24 protein-coding genes are annotated in these 21,651 nt (G+C 52.4%); 9 read left to right on the top strand and 15 right to left on the bottom strand.

Going from position 1 to position 21,651, the window contains the following annotated elements; translation table 11 throughout:
- Positions 1-60 precede the first annotated feature (60 nt).
- Together CWE14_RS05765 and CWE14_RS05760 are read left to right on the top strand one after the other, a co-directional pair.
- Entirely contained in the window at positions 61-1,083 is a 1,023-nt protein-coding gene (locus CWE14_RS05765) for a hydrolase (protein WP_126798522.1), read from the top strand.
- Positions 1,080-1,307, top strand: coding sequence for a YheU family protein (locus CWE14_RS05760; RefSeq protein ID WP_126788643.1), 228 nt, complete (start codon positions 1,080-1,082; stop codon positions 1,305-1,307). Before CWE14_RS05765 ends, CWE14_RS05760 begins: the two co-directional genes overlap by 4 nt.
- A gap of 14 nt (positions 1,308-1,321) precedes the next feature.
- On the opposite strand, the gene cysQ is transcribed toward CWE14_RS05760, so the two are convergent.
- Together cysQ and nudE are read right to left on the bottom strand one after the other, a co-directional pair.
- Positions 1,322-2,146: a 3'(2'),5'-bisphosphate nucleotidase CysQ gene (cysQ, locus tag CWE14_RS05755; RefSeq protein ID WP_126798521.1), complete on the bottom strand. Its 825-nt coding sequence runs from the start codon at positions 2,144-2,146 to the stop codon at positions 1,322-1,324.
- Positions 2,143-2,703 carry an ADP compounds hydrolase NudE gene (nudE, locus tag CWE14_RS05750; protein ID WP_126798520.1) on the bottom strand — a complete coding sequence of 187 codons (561 nt, stop codon included), beginning with the start codon at positions 2,701-2,703 and terminating at the stop codon, positions 2,143-2,145. The genes cysQ and nudE overlap by 4 nt, the downstream gene beginning before the upstream one ends.
- Before the next feature lie 62 nt (positions 2,704-2,765).
- Here nudE and yrfG point away from each other — a divergent pair, with 62 nt between their 5' ends.
- Both yrfG and sthA read left to right on the top strand, forming a co-directional pair.
- Positions 2,766-3,428 (top strand): GMP/IMP nucleotidase, encoded by a 663-nt coding sequence (yrfG, locus tag CWE14_RS05745; RefSeq protein WP_198676538.1) that lies wholly within the window; start codon positions 2,766-2,768, stop codon positions 3,426-3,428.
- A gap of 40 nt (positions 3,429-3,468) precedes the next feature.
- Positions 3,469-4,875, top strand: coding sequence for a Si-specific NAD(P)(+) transhydrogenase (gene sthA, locus CWE14_RS05740; protein ID WP_126798518.1), 1,407 nt, complete (start codon positions 3,469-3,471; stop codon positions 4,873-4,875).
- A gap of 13 nt (positions 4,876-4,888) precedes the next feature.
- Here sthA and envZ read toward each other — a convergent pair whose 3' ends face one another.
- The 7 genes from envZ to CWE14_RS05710 all read right to left on the bottom strand — a co-directional run bounded on the left by envZ (position 4,889) and on the right by CWE14_RS05710 (position 9,096).
- Positions 4,889-6,241, bottom strand: a complete 1,353-nt coding sequence (gene envZ / locus CWE14_RS05735; protein WP_126798517.1) for a two-component system sensor histidine kinase EnvZ — start codon at positions 6,239-6,241, stop codon at positions 4,889-4,891.
- Complete coding sequence (gene ompR, locus CWE14_RS05730) at positions 6,241-6,975, bottom strand: osmolarity response regulator transcription factor OmpR (RefSeq protein WP_126798516.1); 735 nt, start codon at positions 6,973-6,975, stop codon at positions 6,241-6,243. The genes envZ and ompR overlap by 1 nt, the downstream gene beginning before the upstream one ends.
- 148 nt (positions 6,976-7,123) lie before the next feature.
- The gene (locus CWE14_RS05725; RefSeq protein WP_126798515.1) at positions 7,124-7,411 is read right to left on the bottom strand and encodes a hypothetical protein; all 288 of its coding nucleotides are present in this window, start codon (positions 7,409-7,411) and stop codon (positions 7,124-7,126) included.
- A gap of 43 nt (positions 7,412-7,454) precedes the next feature.
- Positions 7,455-7,922 (bottom strand): transcription elongation factor GreB, encoded by a 468-nt coding sequence (gene greB, locus CWE14_RS05720; protein ID WP_126798514.1) that lies wholly within the window; start codon positions 7,920-7,922, stop codon positions 7,455-7,457.
- Between the two features lie 35 nt (positions 7,923-7,957).
- Positions 7,958-8,209: a hypothetical protein gene (locus tag CWE14_RS05715; RefSeq protein WP_126798513.1), complete on the bottom strand. Its 252-nt coding sequence runs from the start codon at positions 8,207-8,209 to the stop codon at positions 7,958-7,960.
- 27 nt (positions 8,210-8,236) lie between these two features.
- Complete coding sequence (locus tag CWE14_RS14705; RefSeq protein ID WP_157981783.1) at positions 8,237-8,407, bottom strand: sll1863 family stress response protein; 171 nt, start codon at positions 8,405-8,407, stop codon at positions 8,237-8,239.
- Between the two features lie 104 nt (positions 8,408-8,511).
- On the bottom strand, positions 8,512-9,096 hold the full coding sequence (locus CWE14_RS05710; protein WP_126798512.1) for a DUF4097 family beta strand repeat-containing protein: 585 nt from the start codon (positions 9,094-9,096) through the stop codon (positions 8,512-8,514).
- Between the two features lie 147 nt (positions 9,097-9,243).
- Between CWE14_RS05710 and CWE14_RS05705 the strand changes: the two genes are divergently transcribed.
- Both CWE14_RS05705 and CWE14_RS05700 read left to right on the top strand, forming a co-directional pair.
- On the top strand, positions 9,244-11,580 hold the full coding sequence (locus CWE14_RS05705; RefSeq protein ID WP_126798511.1) for a Tex family protein: 2,337 nt from the start codon (positions 9,244-9,246) through the stop codon (positions 11,578-11,580).
- 3 nt (positions 11,581-11,583) lie between these two features.
- Positions 11,584-12,516: an AEC family transporter gene (locus CWE14_RS05700; RefSeq protein WP_126798510.1), complete on the top strand. Its 933-nt coding sequence runs from the start codon at positions 11,584-11,586 to the stop codon at positions 12,514-12,516.
- 18 nt (positions 12,517-12,534) lie between these two features.
- On the opposite strand, the gene CWE14_RS05695 is transcribed toward CWE14_RS05700, so the two are convergent.
- From CWE14_RS05695 to CWE14_RS05685, 3 genes are all read right to left on the bottom strand, one after another.
- On the bottom strand, positions 12,535-13,155 hold the full coding sequence (locus CWE14_RS05695) for a hypothetical protein (RefSeq protein ID WP_126798509.1): 621 nt from the start codon (positions 13,153-13,155) through the stop codon (positions 12,535-12,537).
- The gene (locus tag CWE14_RS05690; RefSeq protein WP_126798508.1) at positions 13,152-13,538 is read right to left on the bottom strand and encodes a hypothetical protein; all 387 of its coding nucleotides are present in this window, start codon (positions 13,536-13,538) and stop codon (positions 13,152-13,154) included. Before CWE14_RS05690 ends, CWE14_RS05695 begins: the two co-directional genes overlap by 4 nt.
- A gap of 158 nt (positions 13,539-13,696) precedes the next feature.
- Complete coding sequence (locus tag CWE14_RS05685) at positions 13,697-14,797, bottom strand: acyl-CoA desaturase (RefSeq protein WP_126798507.1); 1,101 nt, start codon at positions 14,795-14,797, stop codon at positions 13,697-13,699.
- Positions 14,798-14,943: 146 nt separating this feature from the next.
- Between CWE14_RS05685 and fabR the strand changes: the two genes are divergently transcribed.
- Positions 14,944-15,603, top strand: a complete 660-nt coding sequence (gene fabR / locus CWE14_RS05680) for an HTH-type transcriptional repressor FabR (protein WP_126798652.1) — start codon at positions 14,944-14,946, stop codon at positions 15,601-15,603.
- On the opposite strand, the gene CWE14_RS05675 is transcribed toward fabR, so the two are convergent.
- Positions 15,536-16,225, bottom strand: a complete 690-nt coding sequence (locus tag CWE14_RS05675; protein ID WP_126798506.1) for a hypothetical protein — start codon at positions 16,223-16,225, stop codon at positions 15,536-15,538. The genes fabR and CWE14_RS05675 overlap by 68 nt on opposite strands.
- Positions 16,226-16,392: 167 nt before the next feature.
- Between CWE14_RS05675 and CWE14_RS05670 the strand changes: the two genes are divergently transcribed.
- Both CWE14_RS05670 and hemN read left to right on the top strand, forming a co-directional pair.
- Positions 16,393-18,411, top strand: coding sequence for an alpha/beta hydrolase family protein (locus CWE14_RS05670; RefSeq protein WP_126798505.1), 2,019 nt, complete (start codon positions 16,393-16,395; stop codon positions 18,409-18,411).
- A gap of 165 nt (positions 18,412-18,576) precedes the next feature.
- Positions 18,577-19,941 carry an oxygen-independent coproporphyrinogen III oxidase gene (gene hemN, locus CWE14_RS05665; RefSeq protein ID WP_126798504.1) on the top strand — a complete coding sequence of 455 codons (1,365 nt, stop codon included), beginning with the start codon at positions 18,577-18,579 and terminating at the stop codon, positions 19,939-19,941.
- 3 nt (positions 19,942-19,944) lie between these two features.
- Here the strand turns inward: hemN and CWE14_RS05660 are convergent, their stop codons facing one another.
- Together CWE14_RS05660 and CWE14_RS05655 are read right to left on the bottom strand one after the other, a co-directional pair.
- Positions 19,945-20,361 carry a putative zinc-binding protein gene (locus tag CWE14_RS05660; protein ID WP_126798503.1) on the bottom strand — a complete coding sequence of 139 codons (417 nt, stop codon included), beginning with the start codon at positions 20,359-20,361 and terminating at the stop codon, positions 19,945-19,947.
- A gap of 115 nt (positions 20,362-20,476) precedes the next feature.
- Positions 20,477-21,646, bottom strand: a complete 1,170-nt coding sequence (locus tag CWE14_RS05655) for an NnrS family protein (protein WP_126798502.1) — start codon at positions 21,644-21,646, stop codon at positions 20,477-20,479.
- Positions 21,647-21,651: the final 5 nt, after the last annotated feature.

The following is a 21,651-nucleotide window of genomic DNA, read 5'->3' as shown; positions in this document are numbered from 1 at the left end:
GCAATCAGCAGTTCAGGCACACTGCACACTTACTTGTAAAGAAGTGTGTAGTAGATAGATATGGCCGAAAACAGTTCATTCCAGCCCCACCCATTACTGAAAAATTGTCACCTGCAGACGTTATGGACCCGACTGGCTAGTTATAAACCAGGTAGTAAGTTGTTCTGGCAAAGCCTGAGCCTGGCGGACGGTGACTTTATTGATCTCGCGTGGACCACGTCACCACAACACGCTTTACAGGATGAACAAACACCCTTAGTGGTTATTTTCCATGGTCTCGAAGGGTCGGTCTATTCGCCGTACGCCGACCACCTGATGCAAACAGCGCATACACGAGGATGGCACGCGGTGACCTTTCATTTTCGCGGCTGCAGTGGGCGCCTGAACCGAAGCCACCGGGCATATCATTCCGGTGATACCAGCGACGCCCGCTATTTTTTACAGCAACTTGCCAGCCAGACAAATAAACCCCTGGTTGCCGCAGGCTTCAGTCTGGGTGGCAATATGTTGGTTAAGCTGCTCGGCGAAACCCCTGACATCCCGCTCAAAGCAGCCGTCAGTGTGTCTGCTCCCCTGGCGCTAGGGCCCAGCTCTGTGCGCATCGATCAAGGGTTCTCCAGAGTCTATCGTGGACACCTGCTCGGTAGCCTCAAACGCAAGGTATTAAAGAAAATAGAACTCGGCCAGTTGCAGGGATTTATTGACCTAAAACCGGCTCAGCTGCGCCGACTGCGAACCTTCCGCGAGTTTGATGATCAGGTCACCGCGCCTTTACACGGTTTTCAGGACGTTGATGACTACTACTCAAGCTGCAGTGGGTTAAAATTCCTGCCTTCGGTTCGTACGCCCCTGCTGATTATTCATGCCGCTGACGACCCTTTTACCTGCAAGGCTTGCATCCCCCCGCCGGACAGTTATCCTGCAGGCATAGTTACCCACCAGCTCACCCAGAGTGGTGGCCACGTCGGGTTTGTCGGCTCGCGCCGGGGCCGCCCCTACCACTGGTTAAGTGAACGCATTCTGAATTACTTTGAAACAAGCAATTTTGGAAAAAGCAATTTCGACACAGGAAACGCTGAATGAAAGTACCTTACGAACAACTCGAAACAGACACGCTTAATACGCTGATCGAGCATTTTGTACTGCAGGAAGGTACTGACTATGGTGAACAGGAAGTCAGCCTGTCGACCAAAGTGGAGCAGGTACGCGATCAACTGCGTCGGGGTGAGGCTCTTATTGTTTACTCTGAACTCCATGAAAGTGTGCATATCGTGCTGGCGGCGGACTATCAGCCTGACGACGGCTGAAGCCCGCTGCGCGTTTATACCGTTAAACCAGGGAAGACTGACACCCAGTCGACCCGCGGGTCGCCAAGCACCATAAAATTGGGATTCCCCAGACTTGCTGTGCGATTATAAGTGACAGGCTCAAAATGCTCGCTAACCAGGGTTCCGCCTGCTTCTTCAACGATCACCTGAGCGGCCCCGGTGTCCCATTCCCCGGTCGGCCCGACCCGCAAAAAGCAGTCGGCAGAGCCCTCAGCAACCAGGCAGGATTTGAGCGAACAACTGCCGGTCATTAAAGTGTCTATATCACGTTGTGGGTTCATCCGTGACAGCACGGTGTCCTGCGACTGGCGACGACTGATCGCCAGGGTTAAGCGGTCCTGTCGTGGGTCCGATAAGCGGCGCACGGTAATCGGTTCACTGCTGAACGCGTCATCGCGGAATTTTGAGCGCAGCGCTCCCCGCCCCTTAACCGCATGGTACAAAATATCTTCGCTCGGCCAGTAGATTGCACCTAATACCGGGGTGTAATGCTCAACCAGCGCAATACTAATCGCAAAATCGCCGCTGCCATTAATAAACTCCTGCGTTCCGTCAATAGGATCAACAAGCCAATAGCGCTGCCAGCTGCGCCGTTCTTGCCATGGCACAATGGCTTCTTCGGAAAGGACTGGAATATCGGGGGTATACGCCTGCAGCGCGGCAGTCAAAAATTCGCTGGCTTCAATGTCGGCACTGGTGACTGGTGAATGATCGGCTTTATCACTGACGGTAAAGTCCTGTTTACGGTAGTGTTCAAGGACCAGTAGCCCTGTTTCCCGCGCAATCTGCGCTACCCTGGTCTGCATCTCAGTCATCATATGCGCTCCTCTGCCTGCAACCAGCGCTGCATCAGCAACAGTGCGGCTACACTGCGGGCCTCAGTGAAATCCGGCTGGGCCAGTAATTCATCGACCTGATCAATCGGCCAGGGCACGATTTCCAGCGGTTCAGGTTCGTCCCCTTCTAAACGCTCAGGGTAAAGCTTCTGGCCAATAAAGAGGGTCATTGAGGCGGAAAAGAAAGCGGGTGCCATAGTCACCGATTTAAGCTCTATCAAACGCTCAGCCCCATACCCAATCTCCTCGCGGAGCTCTCGGTTTGCGGCGATCGCTGGTGTTTCGCCTGGGTCTATTAATCCCTTGGGGAACCCCAGCTGGTAGTTATGCAGCCCTGCGGCGTATTCACGCACCAGCAACATAGTTTTATCATCGAGCATAGGAACGACCAGAACTGCGCCGCGGCCACTGCCCTGAACGCGCTCATAGCGACGTTCCTCGCCGTTGCTAAACTGAAGGTCAATGCTCTCAATACGCAGCAAGCGGCTCTCTGCAACAAGCTGACGCGCGAGAATTTTAGGTACTTGCTTCTGAGCCATGATTCCCCGACACTGCTAGGTATGCTGTAACCCTACTATAAACTGAAAAGTTAATGAAACCCATGCTCAATTGGTCACAAATCGATACCTTATTGCTGGATATGGACGGCACGCTGCTGGATTTGCACTACGATAACCAGTTTTGGAACCACCGGGTGCCAGAGCATTATGCCGAGTATCATCAGGTCTCTATAGACGAAGCCCGTCAGCTGGTTCATAGCCACTTCAAGCAGGTTGCCGGAACCCTGAACTGGTATTGCCTTGATTACTGGCAAACGACTCTGCAACTTCCCATTCGCGAGTTAAAGACCCGCACCGTGGACTTAATTCGGCTGCGTGATGATGTACCACCGTTTCTGCAGGAAGCCCGCCGGGCCGGAAAGCAAATCCTGCTTTTAACCAATGCACACCCGGACGCGCTGGCACTGAAAAATCAGCATACCAACCTCGAACAATTTTGTGACCAGCAGTTCTCGACTCATAGTTTCGGAGCCTGTAAAGAAGATCAGAGATTATGGCAGCGTTTGCACGCAGAGGTTGGCTTTAATCCTGGGCGAACGCTTTTTATTGACGATGGCGAAGCCATTCTTGATTCAGCTCATACCTTTGGTATCGGCCATTTGCTTGGTGTCGAAAACCCTGATAGCCAATTGCCAGCCAAGGTTTTTCAGCGCCACCGCAGTTTTGACAACTACGCCCAGTTACAGCCTATAATGAGCACCTGATAACAGCAAAAAAACCGTTCTCAAGCAATAAGGGCAAGCTATGGCGAAAACGAAGTACGACTACGACGCAATTGTAATCGGTTCAGGCCCGGCGGGTGAAGGCGCCGCCATGAAGCTCGCAAAAAGTGGCAAACGGGTCGCCATGATCGAGCGCCATAGCAGTATCGGCGGTGGCTGTACCCATTGGGGCACTATCCCGTCCAAAGCCTTACGCCACTCAGTCAGCCGCTTGATAGAGTTCAATGCAAATCCCTTATTCTCGCGCCAGGATACCCCGTTACACCTTAAATTCAGTGATATTCTTGACCATTCTCAGTCGGTTATCCGGCGCCAAATCAAACTGCGCGGAAGCTTCTATGAACGAAACGGTGTTCCGGTATTGCACGGCGAAGCCAGTTTTAAAGATAAACACACCTTAAAGTTTGTCCGCGACGATGGTTCCAGTGACGACATTACCGCTGCTCAGTTCGTGATTGCTACGGGCTCCCGACCCTACCGACCCAAGTCGATCGATTTTAATCACCCCCGGGTCTACGACTCCGATACTGTGTTGTCACTGAAGCATGACCCACGCAGTATTATTATTGTCGGTGCCGGCGTCATTGGCTGCGAATACGCCAGCATATTCCGTGGCCTCGGCGTCAAGGTAGACCTGGTTAATATGCGTGACCGCCTGCTTTCATTTCTCGACACTGAGATTTCGGATGCGCTCAGCTACCATTTACGCAACAGTGGGGTAGTGATTCGCCACGGCGAAGAGTTTGCCAAGGTGGAAGGCTTTGATGACCGTGTCGTACTGACCACGGAATCAGGTAAGATTATGCAGGCCGACTGCCTGCTATTCGCCAACGGTCGTTCAGGCAACGTTGAAAGCCTGCAAGTTGGGAATGTCGATTTACAGCCGAACGGACGCGGGCAGCTCGAAGTCGATGACAACTACCGTACCAGCACCGATAACATTTACGCTGTCGGCGACATTATTGGCTATCCGTCTCTGGCCAGCGCTGCCTATGATCAGGGTCGTTTCGCGGCCACCGCCATGATTGACGGCAAATGCGAGAAGAAACTCATTACCGATATACCAACGGGTATCTACACTATCCCTGAGATCAGTTCAGTCGGTGCCACCGAAGAAGAACTTACTGCAAAGAAAGTGCCTTACGAAGTGGGCCGGGCTCAGTTTAAGCACCTCGCCCGAGCACAGATAGCTGACACCCAGGTCGGGTGTCTGAAGTTATTGTTCCACCGGGAAAGCCGGAAAATTTTAGGAATCCACTGCTTCGGTGAGCGGGCCGCAGAGATCATTCACATTGGTCAGGCCATCATGGAGCAAAAAGGCAAAGGCAATACACTGGATTACTTTATTGATACTACCTTCAATTACCCAACCATGGCTGAAGCCTACCGGGTGGCTGCGTTGAATGGTATTAATCGGGTCGACGGCTGAAATCCGATTTTAATTAAGCCGCTGGCGTGACCGTATTACGGTGACGCAGCGGCAATTCAATTCGGACTATCAGACCAGCATCTGGGTGATTACGTAAACTAACCTCACCCTGATGCAACTGCACAAACCGCCTCACGATAGCCAGGCCGAGCCCCGACCCTTCGCCACCACGTGCCTGATTGCCCTGCATGAACGGCTCGAATACATCGTCCATTTTACTTTCATCGAGCCCCTGTCCTGAATCAGTCACTTCTAACCAGACACGCGTCCTTGCGCTTACCTCTCCAGTTGGAGTTAATTCAGTCACACCGGTTTCAATGCAAATCGGTGATGCACCATAGTGTTGTGCATTTTCGATAATATTGCTGATCACCCGTTTCATGGCGACCGCCTGCATAGGGACCAGCGGTAACTCAGCCAGGGTAAGTTTGATGTCGTCTTCGCCGATGTACTGCAGGCCCTCTACCACGTCCTGAACCAGAACATTGAGGTCTTCTTCGGTAAAGGTTGCCGTATCCCGTGCCCGTACATAATCGATAAACTGGTCAATAATGGCGTTCATATCATCAATATCATGGACGATGCCCTCGACCAGGTAGTCTTCTGTCGACGGCATCATTTCTGTGGCGAGACGAATACGGGTTAGCGGTGTCCGCAGGTCATGTGAAATCCCTGCCAGCAGTAAATTACGATCCTGTTCCAAACGTTGAATACCGCGCGACATCTGATTGAACGCGCGAGTCACCTGAACAATTTCACTGGCACCACGCTCTTCAAGCAGACCCGGGTCATCACCAGCGGCTATTTTGCGAGCCGCCGCCTGCAATGCTTTCAACGGCCTATTTAGCCAGCGAGCGAACCAAATCCCACCAAAAACACTGAGGGTTCCAATTAAAAACAGATAAAAAATAATCGGGGACGAGGTTCGCTCATCAATTTCGGTGAGCAGAATGCGCTGCCATTGATCCGGGGCCGAGGAGCGACGCACCCAGGCGTACATGTCATCGTTGTTCGACAATCGCACTTCAGCTGGTTCGCCCAATACCTTGCTAATTTCATTGCCAAGAAAACTATAAGCTACTGTGTATTCAAGTCCTGCCTCAAGTGCTTCATCAAAATCAAAGTGCTCCACGCCGCCGAGTGCTTCATAGTCGCGAAGCACAGCGTCCCTGTTCTCGATGTCGAGACGTTCCAGCAACGCCCGGGTTTCAACCTGGCTACCGATCAGGTACACAATCTGTTGCACACCAGGCTTCACCACATAGACCGCTATCATCAGGTAGGACACCGCCTGATTGATAACCAGAATGAGCGCAATAAGGAAAACAGTGCGGGCGAACGCGGTTCGGGGGAGTAAACGCCACATTAGTGTTTAGTGCCATCAGGAACGAACACGTAACCAAGCCCCCACACCGTCTGGATATAGCGAGGTTTGGTCGCATCCGCCTCAATCATCCGCCGTAACCGTGAGACCTGCACATCAATGCTGCGCTCTAGCGCGCTATAGTCACGGCCCCGTGCAAGATGCATCAGTTTATCGCGCGACAGAGGTTCACGCGGATGCTGAACCAGCGCTTTGAGTACAGCATACTCGCCGCTGGTCAGAGAAATAGGTTTGTCACCCTGACGCATTTCACGGGTTGCCAGATTAAACCAGAAATCACCGAATTCAACGATGGTTTCCTCGTCACTCGGCGCCCCCGGCAATTCACGCTTCTGTCGTCGCAATACGGCGTTAATGCGAGCCATTAACTCACGCGGGTTAAAGGGTTTTGCCAGATAGTCGTCAGCCCCCTGTTCCAACCCCATAATCCGGTCAACCTCGTCACCTTTTGCAGTCAGCATAACAATTGGTAACTGGCTACCCTGCTCACGCAGGCGTCGACAGATCGACATGCCGTCCTCATTCGGTAACATCAGGTCAAGAACCATCAGCGAAAAGTTCTCACGCTCAAGCAAACGGTCCATTTGCAGATTATCTGCCACAGAGCGTACTGCGAACCCCTGTTCAATCAGATAACGCTCAAGTAAAGCTCGTAGGCGCGCGTCATCATCGACAACAAGAATTTTATGGGTTTCTGTTGGGGTTTGAATACTCATAATGCAGGGTTCAGTTAGTGTAACTAAACCCAATATAAGAGGGCGCGCCTTAATCTGCAATCGCGTAGCGCGTATTTAAGCGGAAGATTTGTTACAAAGCGTAACGAGGCACTCCGGCCCGTCACGCTCTTTTACCGTTACTAAAGGGTTAGTAAACGTCGCTATCTTCATCGTTTTCGTCATCGTATGAGTAGCGCGCTATAACCTCGCCATGCTGGTTGATCCGTTCAACGACCCGACCCTCAGCATCAATTCGTTTGCGTGGATAATTAACCCAAAATAGCGACGCGTTACCCCGGGTAGACTGCTCAACCCGATTCACCTGATCCCAGTCGATGACTAGCCGGGTACCTTCATATTGACTGCCTTGATTACCCGCACATGCGGTTAAACCTATCACAACAGCCGCCACTGATAGTTTAGTGACTAACCACATACCACACCTCCTAATTAAACAGTGGGCACTGGTTAAATAATACTCAATATTTAATCAGGTTGATATACCAATTTCTTATGCCTGACGGGGTTTTAACAACCGCTTCATCATTCACTTCCTTTTTCAGCAGCGCTCTGGCCATTGGTGAGTCAATTGAGACGTAGTCCTTACGGCCATAAATTTCATCCGGGCCGACAATTTTGAAGTTCAGCACCTGACCATCGTCGTCTTCAACTTCAACCCAGGCGCCGAAGAAAACCCTGCCATCCTGTTGTGGGTTGTAATCCACAACCTGGACATCTTCCAGTCGTTTGCGCAAATAACGCACCCGGCGGTCTATTTCTCGCAGGCGTTTCTTGTTGTATTGGTAGTCTGCATTTTCAGAGCGGTCGCCAAGACTCGCTGCCCAGCTGACTTTTGCTGTTGTTTCCGGGCGTTCTTTGCGCCACAAATGGTCGAGTTCAGCTTGCAGGCGTTCAAAGCCTTCTCGTGTAATCAGGTTGGTTTTCATGCTCTGGTTCTTTGTCTGGTTACTTGAAAGGGTGCTTACTTCATATGCACTTTGCCGCCAATCATCTTATAGGCGGGGGCGCCACGGATCATGGTTTGTCTGGCAAATTGTTGTTCGCAGCCTGGGCAAACACAAGGGGCATTGGTCATGTCTTCAACGATACGCTCGATGAAGCATTTAACCAACGCCCCTTTGCCACCTTTACGGTATTTGAATAGCTGGGTCTTGCAGCGCGCGCAATACACATTAACCGTGCGCACTGGACCTTTCTTGTTTGGTTTCGCCATCACTCCATTGTAACAAAACCAAACTGATTAATTGCGGGCTTTCTCGATTTTTCCGCGCAACTCATCCATTTTCTTTTCCAGCTTAATCTGACCGTCGGCACTTGCCTCTTTCGCCTCGGCCTTAAGTTTTTTCAGCTCGGCTTCCCACTGCTCTACCTGAGCTTCACCTTTGCGTTTATGTGCATCTGAATCACTCATATCGTCATCCTTCTATAGAAAACCTATATAAAGCCTAGCTGTTGCCAGCAAATATGCATGCCCCCGATGCGACCTTTACATCTTTTTTCGCCTTGTTCACTTCTCTACGGCTGCGCCCGACGCTGGCTGATGCGGACTGGCCCCTGAATCGATTGAGTACTTACCTTGCCGCCGCTGCTATGCTCAATGCGCACCCCGCCGACATTGCTAACGTCAATATCGCCACTGCCACTTTCGATACTGACCATTCCCGTCAGATCCTGAATAAACAGATTACCATTGCCGTGCCGCACCGCTGCACTGAAGCTGGACGGGACCCGGATAACCACATCCATGTAGGGTGCCAACCCGGTGTAATTGCTTTCGATAAAGCCACCCTCAAGACGAGCTTCGCCGTTTAGCTGTTCCAGCGACAGCAAAATCGATTCCTCGGCGTAATAATAAAGCGTCGCCTGCACTTCCACCTGCTCCCGATCCGGTTCGCCGATCAAGGTCAACTGACCGTCCCCGAGACGCGAGTGTATATGGTCAAGATCGGCACTGGCTAAATACAGGGTGCGCTCTGTTGTGTGCGGCGGCTGCTGTGCTGCAAGGGGAAATGAGACCGCCAGAAAAAGGCTCGCTGAGCCCAGCAGAGTACCGACCCAGGTACTCAGCCCACTGCTAAACCACGTCGCAAAATCGTTCATTGTTATGTCCTTTATCACTCGTCTACATAGGTTGATCTTCATCGCGCAGCACGAGGCTGCAATTGTGCTATGATGCTGGCTTTAAATCTGGAGCTGGAGCTCCGGGTTGGGTAAAAATCAGTCAATTAAAGATAGCAGAGAGATGCCATGACGCACGTTGTATCCACTATCGCCAACGAATTAAATGTGCGCGAAGCACAGGTTCAGGCCACCATCGCCTTACTTGACGAAGGCGCAACCGTCCCCTTTATCGCCCGTTACCGTAAAGAGGTCACCGGTGGTCTCGATGACACCCAGTTACGGACACTGGCGTCACGGCTAACCTACCTGCGCGAATTTAACGAGCGCCGTAGTGTCATTCTGAAGAGTATTGACGACCAGGGTAAGTTGAGCGACGAACTGCGTACTGCGATCGCGCAGGCACAATCGAAAACTGAACTGGAAGATCTATATCTGCCATTCAAGCCCAAACGACGCACCAAAGGGCAGATCGCAATTGAAGCCGGGCTTGAGCCATTAGCCGACAGCCTGTTAAACGACCCTGCACAGACCCCTGAGCAGGCAGCGACTCAGTATATTAATACCGACGCTGGCTTCGCGGACGAAAAAGCCGTTCTGGAAGGTGCCCGTTATATTCTGATGGAGCGCTTTGCCGAAGATGCAGCGCTACTTAAAACCATTCGCCAAAGTCTGTGGCAGGGTGCCGAGCTCACTGCCAAAGTGGCCCCAGGGAAAGAACAGGAAGGCGCTAAATTCCAGGACTATTTTGAGTACAGCGAAGCTATTCGCAAGGTGCCATCGCACCGCGCATTAGCGCTGCTTCGAGGCCGCAACGAAGGTGTTCTGCAGCTGCAGTTGAATGCAGACCCCGAGCACGTTGATACGAGTCGAAACAGCCAGTATGAGTCTGTCATTGCGAGCCATTTTGGACTTCGCTTTAATGACGCGCCGGCAGATGGCTGGCGCCTGCAAGTCGTGCAGTGGACCTGGCGGATTAAGATCCTGCCACGCATGGAAACTGATCTGTTCGGCCAGCTGCGGGATGCCGCAGAGAAAGCCGCAATCCAGGTTTTTGCCACCAATCTGAAAGACCTGCTGATGGCAGCGCCGGCCGGGCAACGCACGACAATTGGTATCGACCCGGGTCTGCGTACTGGTATCAAAGCCACTGTAGTCGATGGCACTGGTAAGTTACTGGCCAAGGCCACGCTCTTTCCGCATGCTCCACAGAACGCCTGGGATAAAACCATTCGCTCGCTGGAGCAGATGTGTAAAACACATAAGGTCGAACTGGCCGCAATTGGTAACGGCACCGCCTCCCGTGAGACCGACAAGCTGGTTGGCGAGCTAATGAAAAAAGCACCCGAATTAAAGCTGACCAAGGTTATGGTCAGCGAAGCGGGTGCATCAGTTTACTCAGCCTCTGAACTGGCCGCCCGCGAATTTCCCGATCTCGATGTGTCCTACCGTGGTGCGGTGTCCATTGCCCGTCGCTTACAGGACCCTCTCGCAGAACTGGTTAAAATAGAACCTAAATCCATTGGTGTTGGCCAGTACCAGCATGATGTCAGTCAATCACTGCTGGCTGAAAGCCTGGATGCGGTGGTCGAAGACTGTGTGAACGCCGTAGGCGTTGACGTCAATACAGCATCGGTGCCGTTACTGGCTCGGATTTCAGGCTTAAGCCGAATTCTGGCGCAGAACATTGTCAACCATCGCGACCTTGAAGGGCCGTTCGAAAGTCGTCAGCAATTGCTCAGCGTATCCCGAATGGGGCCGAAGTCCTACGAACAGGCCGCTGGCTTCCTGCGTATTATGAACAGCTCTAATCCACTCGACGCCTCAGCGGTTCACCCGGAAGCCTACCCGGTGGCAAACCGCATCGCCACAAACCATGGCCGTGATGTGAAAGGCATTATCGGCGACGTCGCATTCCTGCGTAAACTGGAAGCCAAAGACTACACCGACGAGACCTTTGGTGTGCCAACGGTGACAGATATTATTCAGGAGTTAGAGAAGCCTGGACGCGATCCACGTCCAGAGTTTAAGACCGCCACCTTTAAAGACGGCGTAGAGACGCTGAGCGACCTGAAACCAGGAATGAAACTGGAGGGTGTGGCCACCAACATTACTAATTTTGGCGCCTTTGTCGATATCGGGGTGCACCAGGATGGTCTGGTTCATATCAGCGCCTTGTCGCATGACTTTGTTAAAGACCCGCACCAGGTCATTAAAGCGGGTCAGGTCGTCAAAGTGAAAGTGCTTGAAGTCGATATTCCGCGCAAACGGATCAGCCTGACCATGCGTCTGGACGACGAGCTGCCTCCTGCTGATAAAGCGACAGCACCCGGCAAGGGCGGCCCTAAAGGCGATTCCCGTCATCGCAGCAATAGTGGCAGCGGCAAGCCAAAGCCCGCCGCCAATGCCAATGCTGCTATGGGTAATGCGCTCGCCGACGCGTTTGCTAACGCCAAGAAAAAATAAGCCATGCTCGGTTTTGCGATTGTTCTGAGCTTTCTGCTCGTCGGCGTTATCCTACAACGGGTGCCTGCGCTGCCGATCAGTACCGCCCGTTGGCTAACCCGCTATGTACTCAACGTGGCGGTGCCTGCAATGGTGTTGTTGCACCTCGCGCAGCTAACCGTAGATGCCACCATTTGGGTGCCGGTTCTGACGCCCTGGGCAATGCTGATAAGCAGCATGCTGATGGTGTTCCTGCTGACCAAGTGGTTTGGCTGGTCGCGTCAGGTAATGGGTGCGCTGTTAATTGTAGTGCCGCTGGGGAACACCTCGTTCTTAGGGTTCCCTATTATCAGCAGCTTTTACGGCAACGAAGGTCTGGCTTACGCTGTGCTGTATGACCAATTTGGTTCCTTCATTGGCCTCGCTGTTATCGCCACGACGCTGGCTGCTATATTTGGCCGGCCACTGAATGGCGCAGGAATGACCCCTTCTGCTCGCGGCATTGCGCTGAAAATCCTCACCTTCCCGCCGTTTATCGCGCTGGTTCTCGCGTTGCTGGTGCTTGCCAGTGAAGTGACCTACCCGGTCTGGTTCGCTAGCGCATTAGCAATACTCGGTATGACCCTGGTTCCCGCTGTCATGGTTGCGGTCGGGCTGCAGTTGCGTTTACGGGTTCCGCGCGAGGATGTAGGTCCGTTTGTAGCCAGCCTGTTGTTGAAGCTGGTGATATTGCCGGCCCTGGCGTTTGTAACCATGTGGGGCCTTGGCCTGGATGGTTTAGCAGTTAAAGTCTCACTACTTGAAGCGGCGATGCCACCTATGATCACCGCAGGCGCGATTGCGATTGCGGCTGGCTTGCGCACCACACTTGTCGCTGCAATTATTGGTTATGGGGTGTTATTGAGCGTGTTGACGTTGCCAGTATGGTACTGGCTGATTGAGCTGGTATTCAATTAGGGGAAGCGTATTACCGGGCTAGGCTACGCCTAACAGAAAGCGTTCTTTCGGCCGATAGCTACTTTGGTAAAACTGCTCAATACGCTCGCCCCGCGCTAAAATCTGCGGGTCAACGGCAGCGCCATTGTCAGAAATATTTACTGAGGTTTGATACGACCCATCGTCATTGCGCCAGGTCAGTGTGGTTTGCGCCGCTGGATTTTTGGCAGTGCCCCACTCCCTGGATAAATCAGAAAATCGCGTATTGAGTCGATCCTCGTCGCGCTGCAATTGTCCGTCATTACTTAACGTCGCCGGCTTAGCATCTTGCTCAGCGCTTTTTACGGCGTCAGACTGCTGCTCTTGCTGACGATCGCCCTGTTGACGCTCGCCCTGCCCCTGCTGACGTTCTTCAACCCGGTTTAGAAAGTTAGGAAAGCCTGATTCTATGCGGGCATCCGCCAGTTGCTGGGCGTAGGAGCGGTCTTGCGGCAGTGGGCGGCGTTCTGAATCAGCCCCTAGTCCCCGTTCCCGATTGAACGCTTCATTCGCATGCATCGGGCTGATAACTTCCCGGGTTGTATTGTCGCGCCGTAAAACATCGGTCGGTTGAGCGGCCGTGGTGGGGAGGAAGCTAACAGGTTGAGCGGTTACGTTCATAATGAGTCGCCCCGCTGATCGGTACGGGTATCAGGGTCACGACCAACCGCCAGTAAACTGTCAAACATGGTTTGCGCAGCTTCGATAGAGCGGGCATTGGCTTTAAACGCCATTTCGCCTTCACTTAGATTAATCAATTCTCGCATCATCGAACTACGTTGTGGACTAAGCTGCAAGCCGGTCTGCTCAGTGCTGGTTTTCTCAGCATTGGCTTGCGAGCCAGCCTGCGCTTGTTCGCGCACTTCTCGTTGCTCTTGCTGGTACAGCGGCTGCCGGGCAATTTCATTGCTCGCGCCTGCCACCTGCTGTTCGGCAGATTGCATTCCCGTCTGTCCATTTTGCAAAACCTGAGTTGGCATCGCACCAATATAATTAACCAGCATGATTCAGCTTCCGTAACTATTTACCAATAACTATTCATCAGTAACTATTAAACGTCTGAAACGAAAAAACCTCAAGGCCGACGTATTAACATTCTACGTAGGACTTGAGGTTAATTATTCACCAGCATGACGCGCTTGTAAAGAAACTTACCAAGCTTTTACAAGGCGGCACGGACCATTTTGCGCCAGCGACGACGTTCTTCGCGGAAGCTGCTTTTCAGCTCCTGGTACTGTGCCATCAATGCTGAGTGTGCAACCTGGTCTTTAATTGACTGGGTTTTTGTATCCAGTAATTTTTTCCGTGACAGATAATAGGCCTTGGTTTTTTCCAGCAACTCATCATACTCGTGCTGCATCCATTCGGCAGTTGTCTGACGCTTGCGCTGCAGACGTAACCACATCACTTCCATCCGCGCTTTCTCGATCTGGTACTCCGATGCCCGCTTCAGGTTACCTGCAAGGCCAATGAAACTCATGCCGCGAATAAGCCACTTCGTCGGGTCAAACTGATACCAGCGGATGCCGTTGCGATAGTCGCCTGAAAATATATGGTGAAAGTTATGATAGCCCTCACCAAAGGTTACGAACGCCAGCGCGCCATTATCACGAGCCGAATTACGCTCTGTGTATGGACGGTTACCCCAGATATGGGCTAACGAATTAATAAAGAACGTGGTGTGGTGGTTCACCACCAGGCGCAGGAATCCAGTGACCAATAAGGCACCCAGCACGTTACCAACCAGTAACCCGAGGACAACAGGCAGGCCAATATTCAGCGCCAGCGCTAGTGGCAGATAATACTTGTGCTGCCACATGACAATTTTGTCACGCTGCAGATCTTTGACGTTGTTGTAGTCATAGTACTTATCCGGGTGATACTCGCGCAGCATCCAGCCAATGTGCGAATACCAGAAGCCACGACTTGCCGAATACGGGTCGTTGTCATCATGGTCGACATGCTTGTGATGCTCGCGGTGATCTGATGACCAGTGCAAAGCACTATTTTGCAGCGCAAGCGCGCCACCCAGCGCAAAAATTGCACGCACGCTCCAGTGTGCGTCATAGGTGCGATGCGACCACAGGCGATGGTAACCAGCCGTGATCGACAGACCCGAGAAAATAAACATTGCCAATGCGGCCCACCACAGGCTTGCATCGATACCCACCGTTAAAGCGTATACAGGCACACCAATTGCTGCGACAGCAAAAGTGATACTGAAAACCAGAACGTTGAGCCAAATAATTGGAGCTTTTTTCATAAATACCTTACTTTTCAAACCATCAAAACACTTTCAGCTTACAAGTGTTCGCTCAATGTAGCTTAGTTAAGTGACAGACTCAAGTGAAACTTGTTACACTGGCATTAATTTCCTACCTGTTTACCCTGACTACACCGAGGATTGCCATGGCTGGTGTGCGTGCCCGACAAAAAGAAAAAACCCGTCGCGCTTTGATAGATGCTGCGCTGAATCAGCTTAGTGCAGAGATATCGTTTTCCAGCCTCAGTTTGCGTGAAGTTGCCCGTGAAGCACAGATTGCACCAACCTCGTTTTACCGTCATTTCCAGAATATGGAAGAACTCGGTTTAACCTTAGTTGATGAGGGCGGACTCGCGTTAAGACAACTGCTACGACAAAGTAGACAACGTATCGACAGCGGAGGTTCAATTATCCGTGTCTCGCTGGAAACCTTTATCTATTTCGTTACCCACCACAGCAGCGTATTCCGCCTGTTATTACAGGAGCGCAGCGGCACCTCACGAGAGTTTCGCGACGCTGTGGCCCGCGAAATAGACCACTTCAAATCTGAATTAGCCGACTATCTGATGGCTGAGCGTAAAATGCCTCGTCGCCTAGCAGAGCTGCAGAGTGACGCGATTGTACGGGTCGTCTTCAGCGCCGGCGCCGATGCGCTTGACCTGGAAGATGACGCTAAATTACGTTTAATGGAACAGACCATTGTTCAGGTCAGAATGGTCGCCCGCGGTGCGCAAACCTTTATGGGCGATGACCAGATTTTGCCAGCCAGCGTCCACATCCCTGCAAAACCTGATCATTCCAGTTGATCTGAATACTGGACGGATACGGAGTTGGGTCTCCGGCGCGACGACATAAGCCGTCGGTGATTTGAACCCGCATCCGCTCTTCCCGGGTTTGCACGTTATAGGTCCACATATCAAGATAATAATCAGCTTCACCAGCCGGCAGATTGCGCCGTTCAACCGCTTCTCCGGCCTCTTGCAGTTCAATCAGCACGCGATTGCCTTGCAGCTTAAACTGCCATTGCTCATTTGCCCCTTGTGCCATGTAGTGGAGCTGATTACGTGGCGCCTCACTGATCGCCTGTTGCCAATCACCGGGGAGTGCGCGCTCAGTGCAGTGCCTGGTTTGTTCAAGGCGAGTCCAGGTTGCCGTGTCCCCGCGAAACCGAAAGCTATGGTTTTCTGCCCGGAATACCTTGCCAACCTGAGTACCACGGTCAAGCCAGTGTGAACTGCTGCTGTCGCTTATTACCACTCGCGCACCGTAAAACTGAGCCAGCACCGGCTCACCGTCGCAATTCCATTCGCTAAAGGCGGCTCGCTCACTGGCTCGGGTCGGATCCATCGTCGGCGTCTGCTGACAGCCGCTGATGAGGGTAACGACGGCCGTGGTAATGGTCGCACAGACCAGACGCTTGAACTTCATGCACGTTCCTTTTTATCGGTGATCAAGGTAGAGTATTTAACTATCATGCCTTGCATGGCTAACGGGTAGCAAGCTCCGCCATTCTACCAAGGCCTGATGGCATACAATTAACCTATTCAGCTAACCTATTCAATTAGCATCTACAACAACCTAATCAGGGAGTTCGCATGGCTCGACTATTTAGCTTATGCCTCGGTGCTGCACTGGCCAGTGCATCCGTCGCCCAGGCGCACGACATTACCTTACAGGATATCGTGCAAATGCAGCGGGTAAATTCCGCCATTACCACCTCCGATGGCGACTACATCGCCTATACCCGGGTCCGCCCCAGAACCGCCTACGAAGACGATGACGGTCCAGCCTACACCGAACTATTCGTCAAGACCCCTGATAGCGAGCATGTTCCCTATATAAGTGGCGACGTGCAGGTCAGTCAGATCCGTTTCAGTGATGATGAAAACTACATTCACTTTATTGCCAAGCGCGAGGACGATGAACACAACACCCTGTATCGTATTCCCCTGCGTGGAGGCGAATCGTCACAGTCCTATTCGCATGACACAGCGATTAACAGCTACTCAATAGGCAGTGATGGCAATACCTTTGCTTTTACTACCCGTGAAGCTGCAGCAGAAAATAACGAAGAGCTAGCCAAAAAAGGGTTTCGCGCTGAAGTCTTTGAAGAAGAATTACGCTTAGGCCAGGTGTTTATCCACACATTGAACAGCGATGACGACAGCGAAGCTCGCCAGATTGAGCTCAACGAACACGTTTTAAGTGCCGCATTGCGCCCCCAGCATGAGCAGCTGTTACTTCGCGTCGCCGCCACCCCGTTTGTTGACGACAGTATGATGCTGAGTAACTACCTGCTGATTGATTTCGACGGCAACGAAGTCGTGCGATTACAAACCGAAGGCAAACTTGGCGCCGCCCGCTTCTCAGACGACGGCTCTCAATTAGCTGTGTTAGGCGCGGAAGATCAACATGACCCCGCCGTAGGCCGCATCCTTCATGCAAATCTCGCCAATGGCGAGACCCGTGATCTGTTGCCCGGCTACGAAGGGCATGTTCGGGATATGTTGTGGCAAGATAGCGAACACTTACTTATTTTAGGCGAAACTGGCACCGAGACAGAAATCCTGCGCTTCAATGTCCGCTCGAACGAACACAGCCAGTTGCTCGAACCCGGCCGATTGATTGTACAAAGCCTGGTTAATTATGACGACAACGGTCGTCTGACTATCCTCGCTAACTCCCCTGCCCATCCTGGCGAAGTGTATCAGTTAGCAAACGGTGAGCTGCAACGGATCACAGATTCAAACCCATGGTTAGCTGATGTAGAGCAACCCCGCCAGGAAACCATTCGCTACACAGCACGCGATGGTCTCGAACTTGAGGGCGTTATGGTCTACCCACTTAACTACCGTGAAGGCCAGTCGGTGCCGGTCATCATGAGTATTCATGGTGGCCCCGAAGCGCATGTCCGCAATGGCTGGAACGACCGCTATTCAAGCCCGACCTGGTATGCAGCTGCACAAGGCTTTGCCACCTTCTTCCCCAACTACCGTGGCAGTACTGGCCGTGGCGTCGAGTTTTCCCAGCTGGGGCAAAATGACTACGCCGGTAAAGAGTTTGATGACATTGTCGATGCCAAAGAACATCTGGTTGAGGCGGGTATTGCCGACCCTGACCGTGTTGGTATTACCGGTGGTTCCTATGGCGGCTACGCGTCGGCCTGGGGTGCAACAAAACAGACCGAACATTTCGCGGCCGCGGTGATGTTCGTTGGTATCAGTAACAACCTGTCGAAATTCGGCACCACCGATATTCCAAATGAAATGCATCTGGTGCATGCCCGCAGCTACCCGTGGGATAAATGGCAATGGTACCTTGAACGCAGCCCTATCTACTGGGCCGAACAGGCACGTACCCCAATCCTGATTATGCACGGTAAAGATGACACCCGGGTTCACCCTAGCCAGTCGATGGAACTCTACCGGTATCTGAAAGTGCATGACAACGTGCCGGTTCGCCTGGTGCTCTACCCAGGCGAAGGGCATGGTAACAGCCGCGTCGGTTCGCAACTGGATTACGCCATGCGTCTGATGCGCTGGATGAACTTTTATCTGGTCGAACAGAACGACGGCATTCCAGAGCACGAATTGCCGCACGCAGAAAATTTGTAAGCGCTTGCCAACTTAGGAAAGGCCAGCTCGATTGAGCTGGCCTTTTTTGTAACCGGGCGTTGACTGCTAATGCCGCTTCGCTTGCTTGAGATCAACCTATAAGGCCCTTGCCTGACGTAGAATTCAGGTCTCACCGTGCAAGCAGCGTACAGCCAGGAGTCGACCATGCAGAATACTCAGTGGAATCAGTCGTTAGTAAACAAATACAATGTTAACGGCCCGCGTTATACCAGCTATCCGACTGCACTCGCGCTCGACACCGGGTTCGCTGCTGATCAGGTTATTTCTGCGCTGCAGACCAGCAATCAACCGTTAAGCCTTTATATTCATTTACCTTTCTGCCACAAGCTATGTTACTACTGCGGCTGCAACCGGGTCATCACCCGTCACCAGGACAAAGCCGATAGCTACCTTGATGCGTTGGCCGATGAAATGCGACTGTACGCGCCGCTTATTGCGCACCGGGGGATCCGTAACCTGCACCTTGGTGGAGGGACTCCGACGTTTCTCAATGAGCAGCAGTTAAGCCGTTTGATGTCACTGCTAGCCGATGAACTGGCGTTCCACCCAGGCCACGCCGATGAAGTCAGTATCGAGATTGACCCACGTAGCTGCAGTCTGGATAAACTCGCGCACCTTCGTCATTTAGGCTTTAACCGGGTCAGTTATGGCGTTCAGGACTTTAATCAGGACGTCCAGATCGCCATCAACCGGGTGCAAAGTGAAGAGTTGGTTTCAAGTCAGGTCCACGCCGCAAAAGCGCTTGGTTTTAGCTCGATTAACCTCGATCTGGTCTATGGCTTACCACACCAGACGTTGGACAACTTTCATCACTCACTCGACAAAGTGATAGCACTGTCACCGGATCGGGTGTCAATGTTCAGCTACGCGCATTTACCCACCCGCTTCGCAGCGCAACGAAAAATTGCCGACGAGACCTTGCTGCAAGGTGCTGATAAACAGGCGCTACTGCTTGCGGGAATTGAACGATTAAATGCGGCTGGCTATCAGTTTATTGGCATGGACCATTTTGCCAAACCAGATGACCGCCTTGCCCAGGCCCAACGTGAAGGTCACATGCAGCGTAACTTTCAGGGCTATACGACCCATGGTAGTGACGCCTTGCTTGGGCTTGGCGTATCGTCAATTAGCCAGGTTAACGGGGTTATCTGGCAGCATGAGAAAGACCTGCAACCCTATTACCGCAAGTTGGCCCATGGACAGCGGCCGATCAGCAAAGGAATCGTTCTGCATGAGGACGATCGTCTCCGCGCTGCACTTATTGCCGAGCTAATTTGCCACTTTAAACTCAACATTGATGAATTTGAAAAGGCCTGGGGCATCACCTTCAGCGACTACTTTGCGCCGGCTTTGCGGCTGCTACAGCGCTATCAGGACGACGGCCTGGTTAAGGTAAGCACGACTGAAATAGAAGTCACCGACGCAGGTCGGTTATGGGTGCGGATCATATGTGCTGCATTCGACGCCTATCTTCAGGGGCAAAGCCAGCAATATTCTAAAGTAATCTGACTACTAGCCCGTTATTCTGTCCAGCGGGCTGGTGATATCGGCGTCGAAATTCACGCCGAGTTTATCATGGATAAATCGCAACGCCCGATAGGTATCAGCCAGACTGCAGGGCTCGCCTGAATCGGTGTTCAGGCCTAATTCGGTTAGCTGAATGTGCCAGGTAGGTGCTACATTGCGCAGCGCCAGGCAGCGTTGTACACACCCCAGTGAACAGCCATCCAGGGCGATGATCTGGCGACCGGATGTGGCGACGCTCACCAACTGACGGACTCCCCCTCCTACCCCGGCAATACTGGACATCTCAGCGATGCCATCGGCGTGTAGCCAAACTGCGAGATCGTTTGCCAGTTGAGCCAGGCTGGAGCAACCGGAGCACGAATAAACCAATGGCTTCAAATCCTTGCTCGCACGTTGTTGCATGACCGTCCTCCGTTTCAATTGATATAAACGAAGTGTATCGCTGCCCAATAACAACGGATTGATTTGAATCAAGCACTCGCGATAACAGCCGCTACAATTAGCCGTCTTTACTCAGTTAGTTGTCGTTCTGGCCGATTCGGGGATGCGTTAGTATCCGCCAATAGACGAACGCGTACAGGCTGAATGCGATGATCCAGCCTGCGGCCGCGACATTAAGTAACAGCAGGCCCCACTGCGGGAATACCCAGGGGTAAAAAATGCGCAACAGCGCCGTTCCGGTTATCAGGGCAAAAGCCAGCGTCATTATCGGGTGTGGATGCAAAGAGCGGCCAGAGTGACCCAGTGCGACCCGTGCCATCATTGCCAGGATCATGCATCCCATTGCGCCCGCGGTCAGTGCATGCAGGGCCGATGAATGCGGAATTCCAAATCCGGCGTAACGCAATGCAAACAACGCATACCCAACGGGAATAAACGCGGCAGCCAAATGAAGTGACCACAGCAACGGAAGTCGCCCGGCCTGCCAGCCACGCAACCGCAACAGCCGCCATGCAGTAACCACAGTGGCAAAACTGAATAACAGGCTCATCGCCAGGGCCGGAAGTCGTGCTGGCACATTGAGCAGATGTATAGCTGCGATAGTCCATGTGGACACCAATGCACAGCGCTCCAGCCAGGGTACGCTAGCAACTCTGGGCCGTTGTAAGCCATTTGCCGTGAACATCGGTAAAACCCGGCCCGAAATGACAACCATAAGCACGGTAATCAGAAATATGGCCGCATTGCTGCTGTAGGCTACTAAACTGGACACCTGATTCCAGACTCCCAGATGCATGACCCCGTTTAACAAAGCCAGAATGAGCAAAACAGGCACAAAAAACAAATTCCGCATATTGCCGGCACGTACAACTATCAATGCGAGAAGCCCCGCTGCAAACACCAGGAAACTAAGATCGATAACCGCCACCAGCCAGACTGGCAAGGCAGCCCCAATTGCCATTACCAACCGGCCTAAAACCCAGAGTAAGGTGAGCAGTAGTAGCTGGGCTCCGTGAGGCGCCCGAAGACCTGTCCAGTTTTGTACTGCTGTTAGTAAAAAACCGACGATAGCTGCAGCGACAAAACCAAATATCATTTCATGTTGATGCCAGAACATCACATCGCCATACGGCTTAAACTCAACCGCCGCGTTTAATACCAGGCCCCAGAGGAGTACGGCCATTGCAGCAAATACGGCCGCGCCTAAAAACATTGGTCGAAATGCCTGATCCCATAGTGAGCGCATACAAA

Source organism: Aliidiomarina soli (assembly GCF_003986975.1).
Lineage (GTDB): Bacteria > Pseudomonadota > Gammaproteobacteria > Enterobacterales > Alteromonadaceae > Aliidiomarina > Aliidiomarina soli.
This window is presented reverse-complemented; position numbering and strand designations above follow the sequence as displayed.

Excerpts from the sequence above, each read along its gene's own strand:
- CWE14_RS05765 (WP_126798522.1), top strand. The coding sequence starts at position 61 with ATGGCCGAAAACAGTTCATTCCAGCCCCACCCATTACTGAAAAATTGT.
- CWE14_RS05760 (WP_126788643.1), top strand. The coding sequence starts at position 1,080 with ATGAAAGTACCTTACGAACAACTCGAAACAGACACGCTTAATACGCTG.
- cysQ (WP_126798521.1), bottom strand. The coding sequence starts at position 2,146 with ATGATGACTGAGATGCAGACCAGGGTAGCGCAGATTGCGCGGGAAACA.
- nudE (WP_126798520.1), bottom strand. The coding sequence starts at position 2,703 with ATGGCTCAGAAGCAAGTACCTAAAATTCTCGCGCGTCAGCTTGTTGCA.
- yrfG (WP_198676538.1), top strand. The coding sequence starts at position 2,766 with ATGCTCAATTGGTCACAAATCGATACCTTATTGCTGGATATGGACGGC.
- sthA (WP_126798518.1), top strand. The coding sequence starts at position 3,469 with ATGGCGAAAACGAAGTACGACTACGACGCAATTGTAATCGGTTCAGGC.
- envZ (WP_126798517.1), bottom strand. The coding sequence starts at position 6,241 with ATGTGGCGTTTACTCCCCCGAACCGCGTTCGCCCGCACTGTTTTCCTT.
- ompR (WP_126798516.1), bottom strand. The coding sequence starts at position 6,975 with ATGAGTATTCAAACCCCAACAGAAACCCATAAAATTCTTGTTGTCGAT.
- CWE14_RS05725 (WP_126798515.1), bottom strand. The coding sequence starts at position 7,411 with ATGTGGTTAGTCACTAAACTATCAGTGGCGGCTGTTGTGATAGGTTTA.
- greB (WP_126798514.1), bottom strand. The coding sequence starts at position 7,922 with ATGAAAACCAACCTGATTACACGAGAAGGCTTTGAACGCCTGCAAGCT.
- CWE14_RS05715 (WP_126798513.1), bottom strand. The coding sequence starts at position 8,209 with ATGGCGAAACCAAACAAGAAAGGTCCAGTGCGCACGGTTAATGTGTAT.
- CWE14_RS14705 (WP_157981783.1), bottom strand. The coding sequence starts at position 8,407 with ATGAGTGATTCAGATGCACATAAACGCAAAGGTGAAGCTCAGGTAGAG.
- CWE14_RS05710 (WP_126798512.1), bottom strand. The coding sequence starts at position 9,096 with ATGAACGATTTTGCGACGTGGTTTAGCAGTGGGCTGAGTACCTGGGTC.
- CWE14_RS05705 (WP_126798511.1), top strand. The coding sequence starts at position 9,244 with ATGACGCACGTTGTATCCACTATCGCCAACGAATTAAATGTGCGCGAA.
- CWE14_RS05700 (WP_126798510.1), top strand. The coding sequence starts at position 11,584 with ATGCTCGGTTTTGCGATTGTTCTGAGCTTTCTGCTCGTCGGCGTTATC.
- CWE14_RS05695 (WP_126798509.1), bottom strand. The coding sequence starts at position 13,155 with ATGAACGTAACCGCTCAACCTGTTAGCTTCCTCCCCACCACGGCCGCT.
- CWE14_RS05690 (WP_126798508.1), bottom strand. The coding sequence starts at position 13,538 with ATGCTGGTTAATTATATTGGTGCGATGCCAACTCAGGTTTTGCAAAAT.
- CWE14_RS05685 (WP_126798507.1), bottom strand. The coding sequence starts at position 14,797 with ATGAAAAAAGCTCCAATTATTTGGCTCAACGTTCTGGTTTTCAGTATC.
- fabR (WP_126798652.1), top strand. The coding sequence starts at position 14,944 with ATGGCTGGTGTGCGTGCCCGACAAAAAGAAAAAACCCGTCGCGCTTTG.
- CWE14_RS05675 (WP_126798506.1), bottom strand. The coding sequence starts at position 16,225 with ATGAAGTTCAAGCGTCTGGTCTGTGCGACCATTACCACGGCCGTCGTT.
- CWE14_RS05670 (WP_126798505.1), top strand. The coding sequence starts at position 16,393 with ATGGCTCGACTATTTAGCTTATGCCTCGGTGCTGCACTGGCCAGTGCA.
- hemN (WP_126798504.1), top strand. The coding sequence starts at position 18,577 with ATGCAGAATACTCAGTGGAATCAGTCGTTAGTAAACAAATACAATGTT.
- CWE14_RS05660 (WP_126798503.1), bottom strand. The coding sequence starts at position 20,361 with ATGCAACAACGTGCGAGCAAGGATTTGAAGCCATTGGTTTATTCGTGC.
- CWE14_RS05655 (WP_126798502.1), bottom strand. The coding sequence starts at position 21,646 with ATGCGCTCACTATGGGATCAGGCATTTCGACCAATGTTTTTAGGCGCG.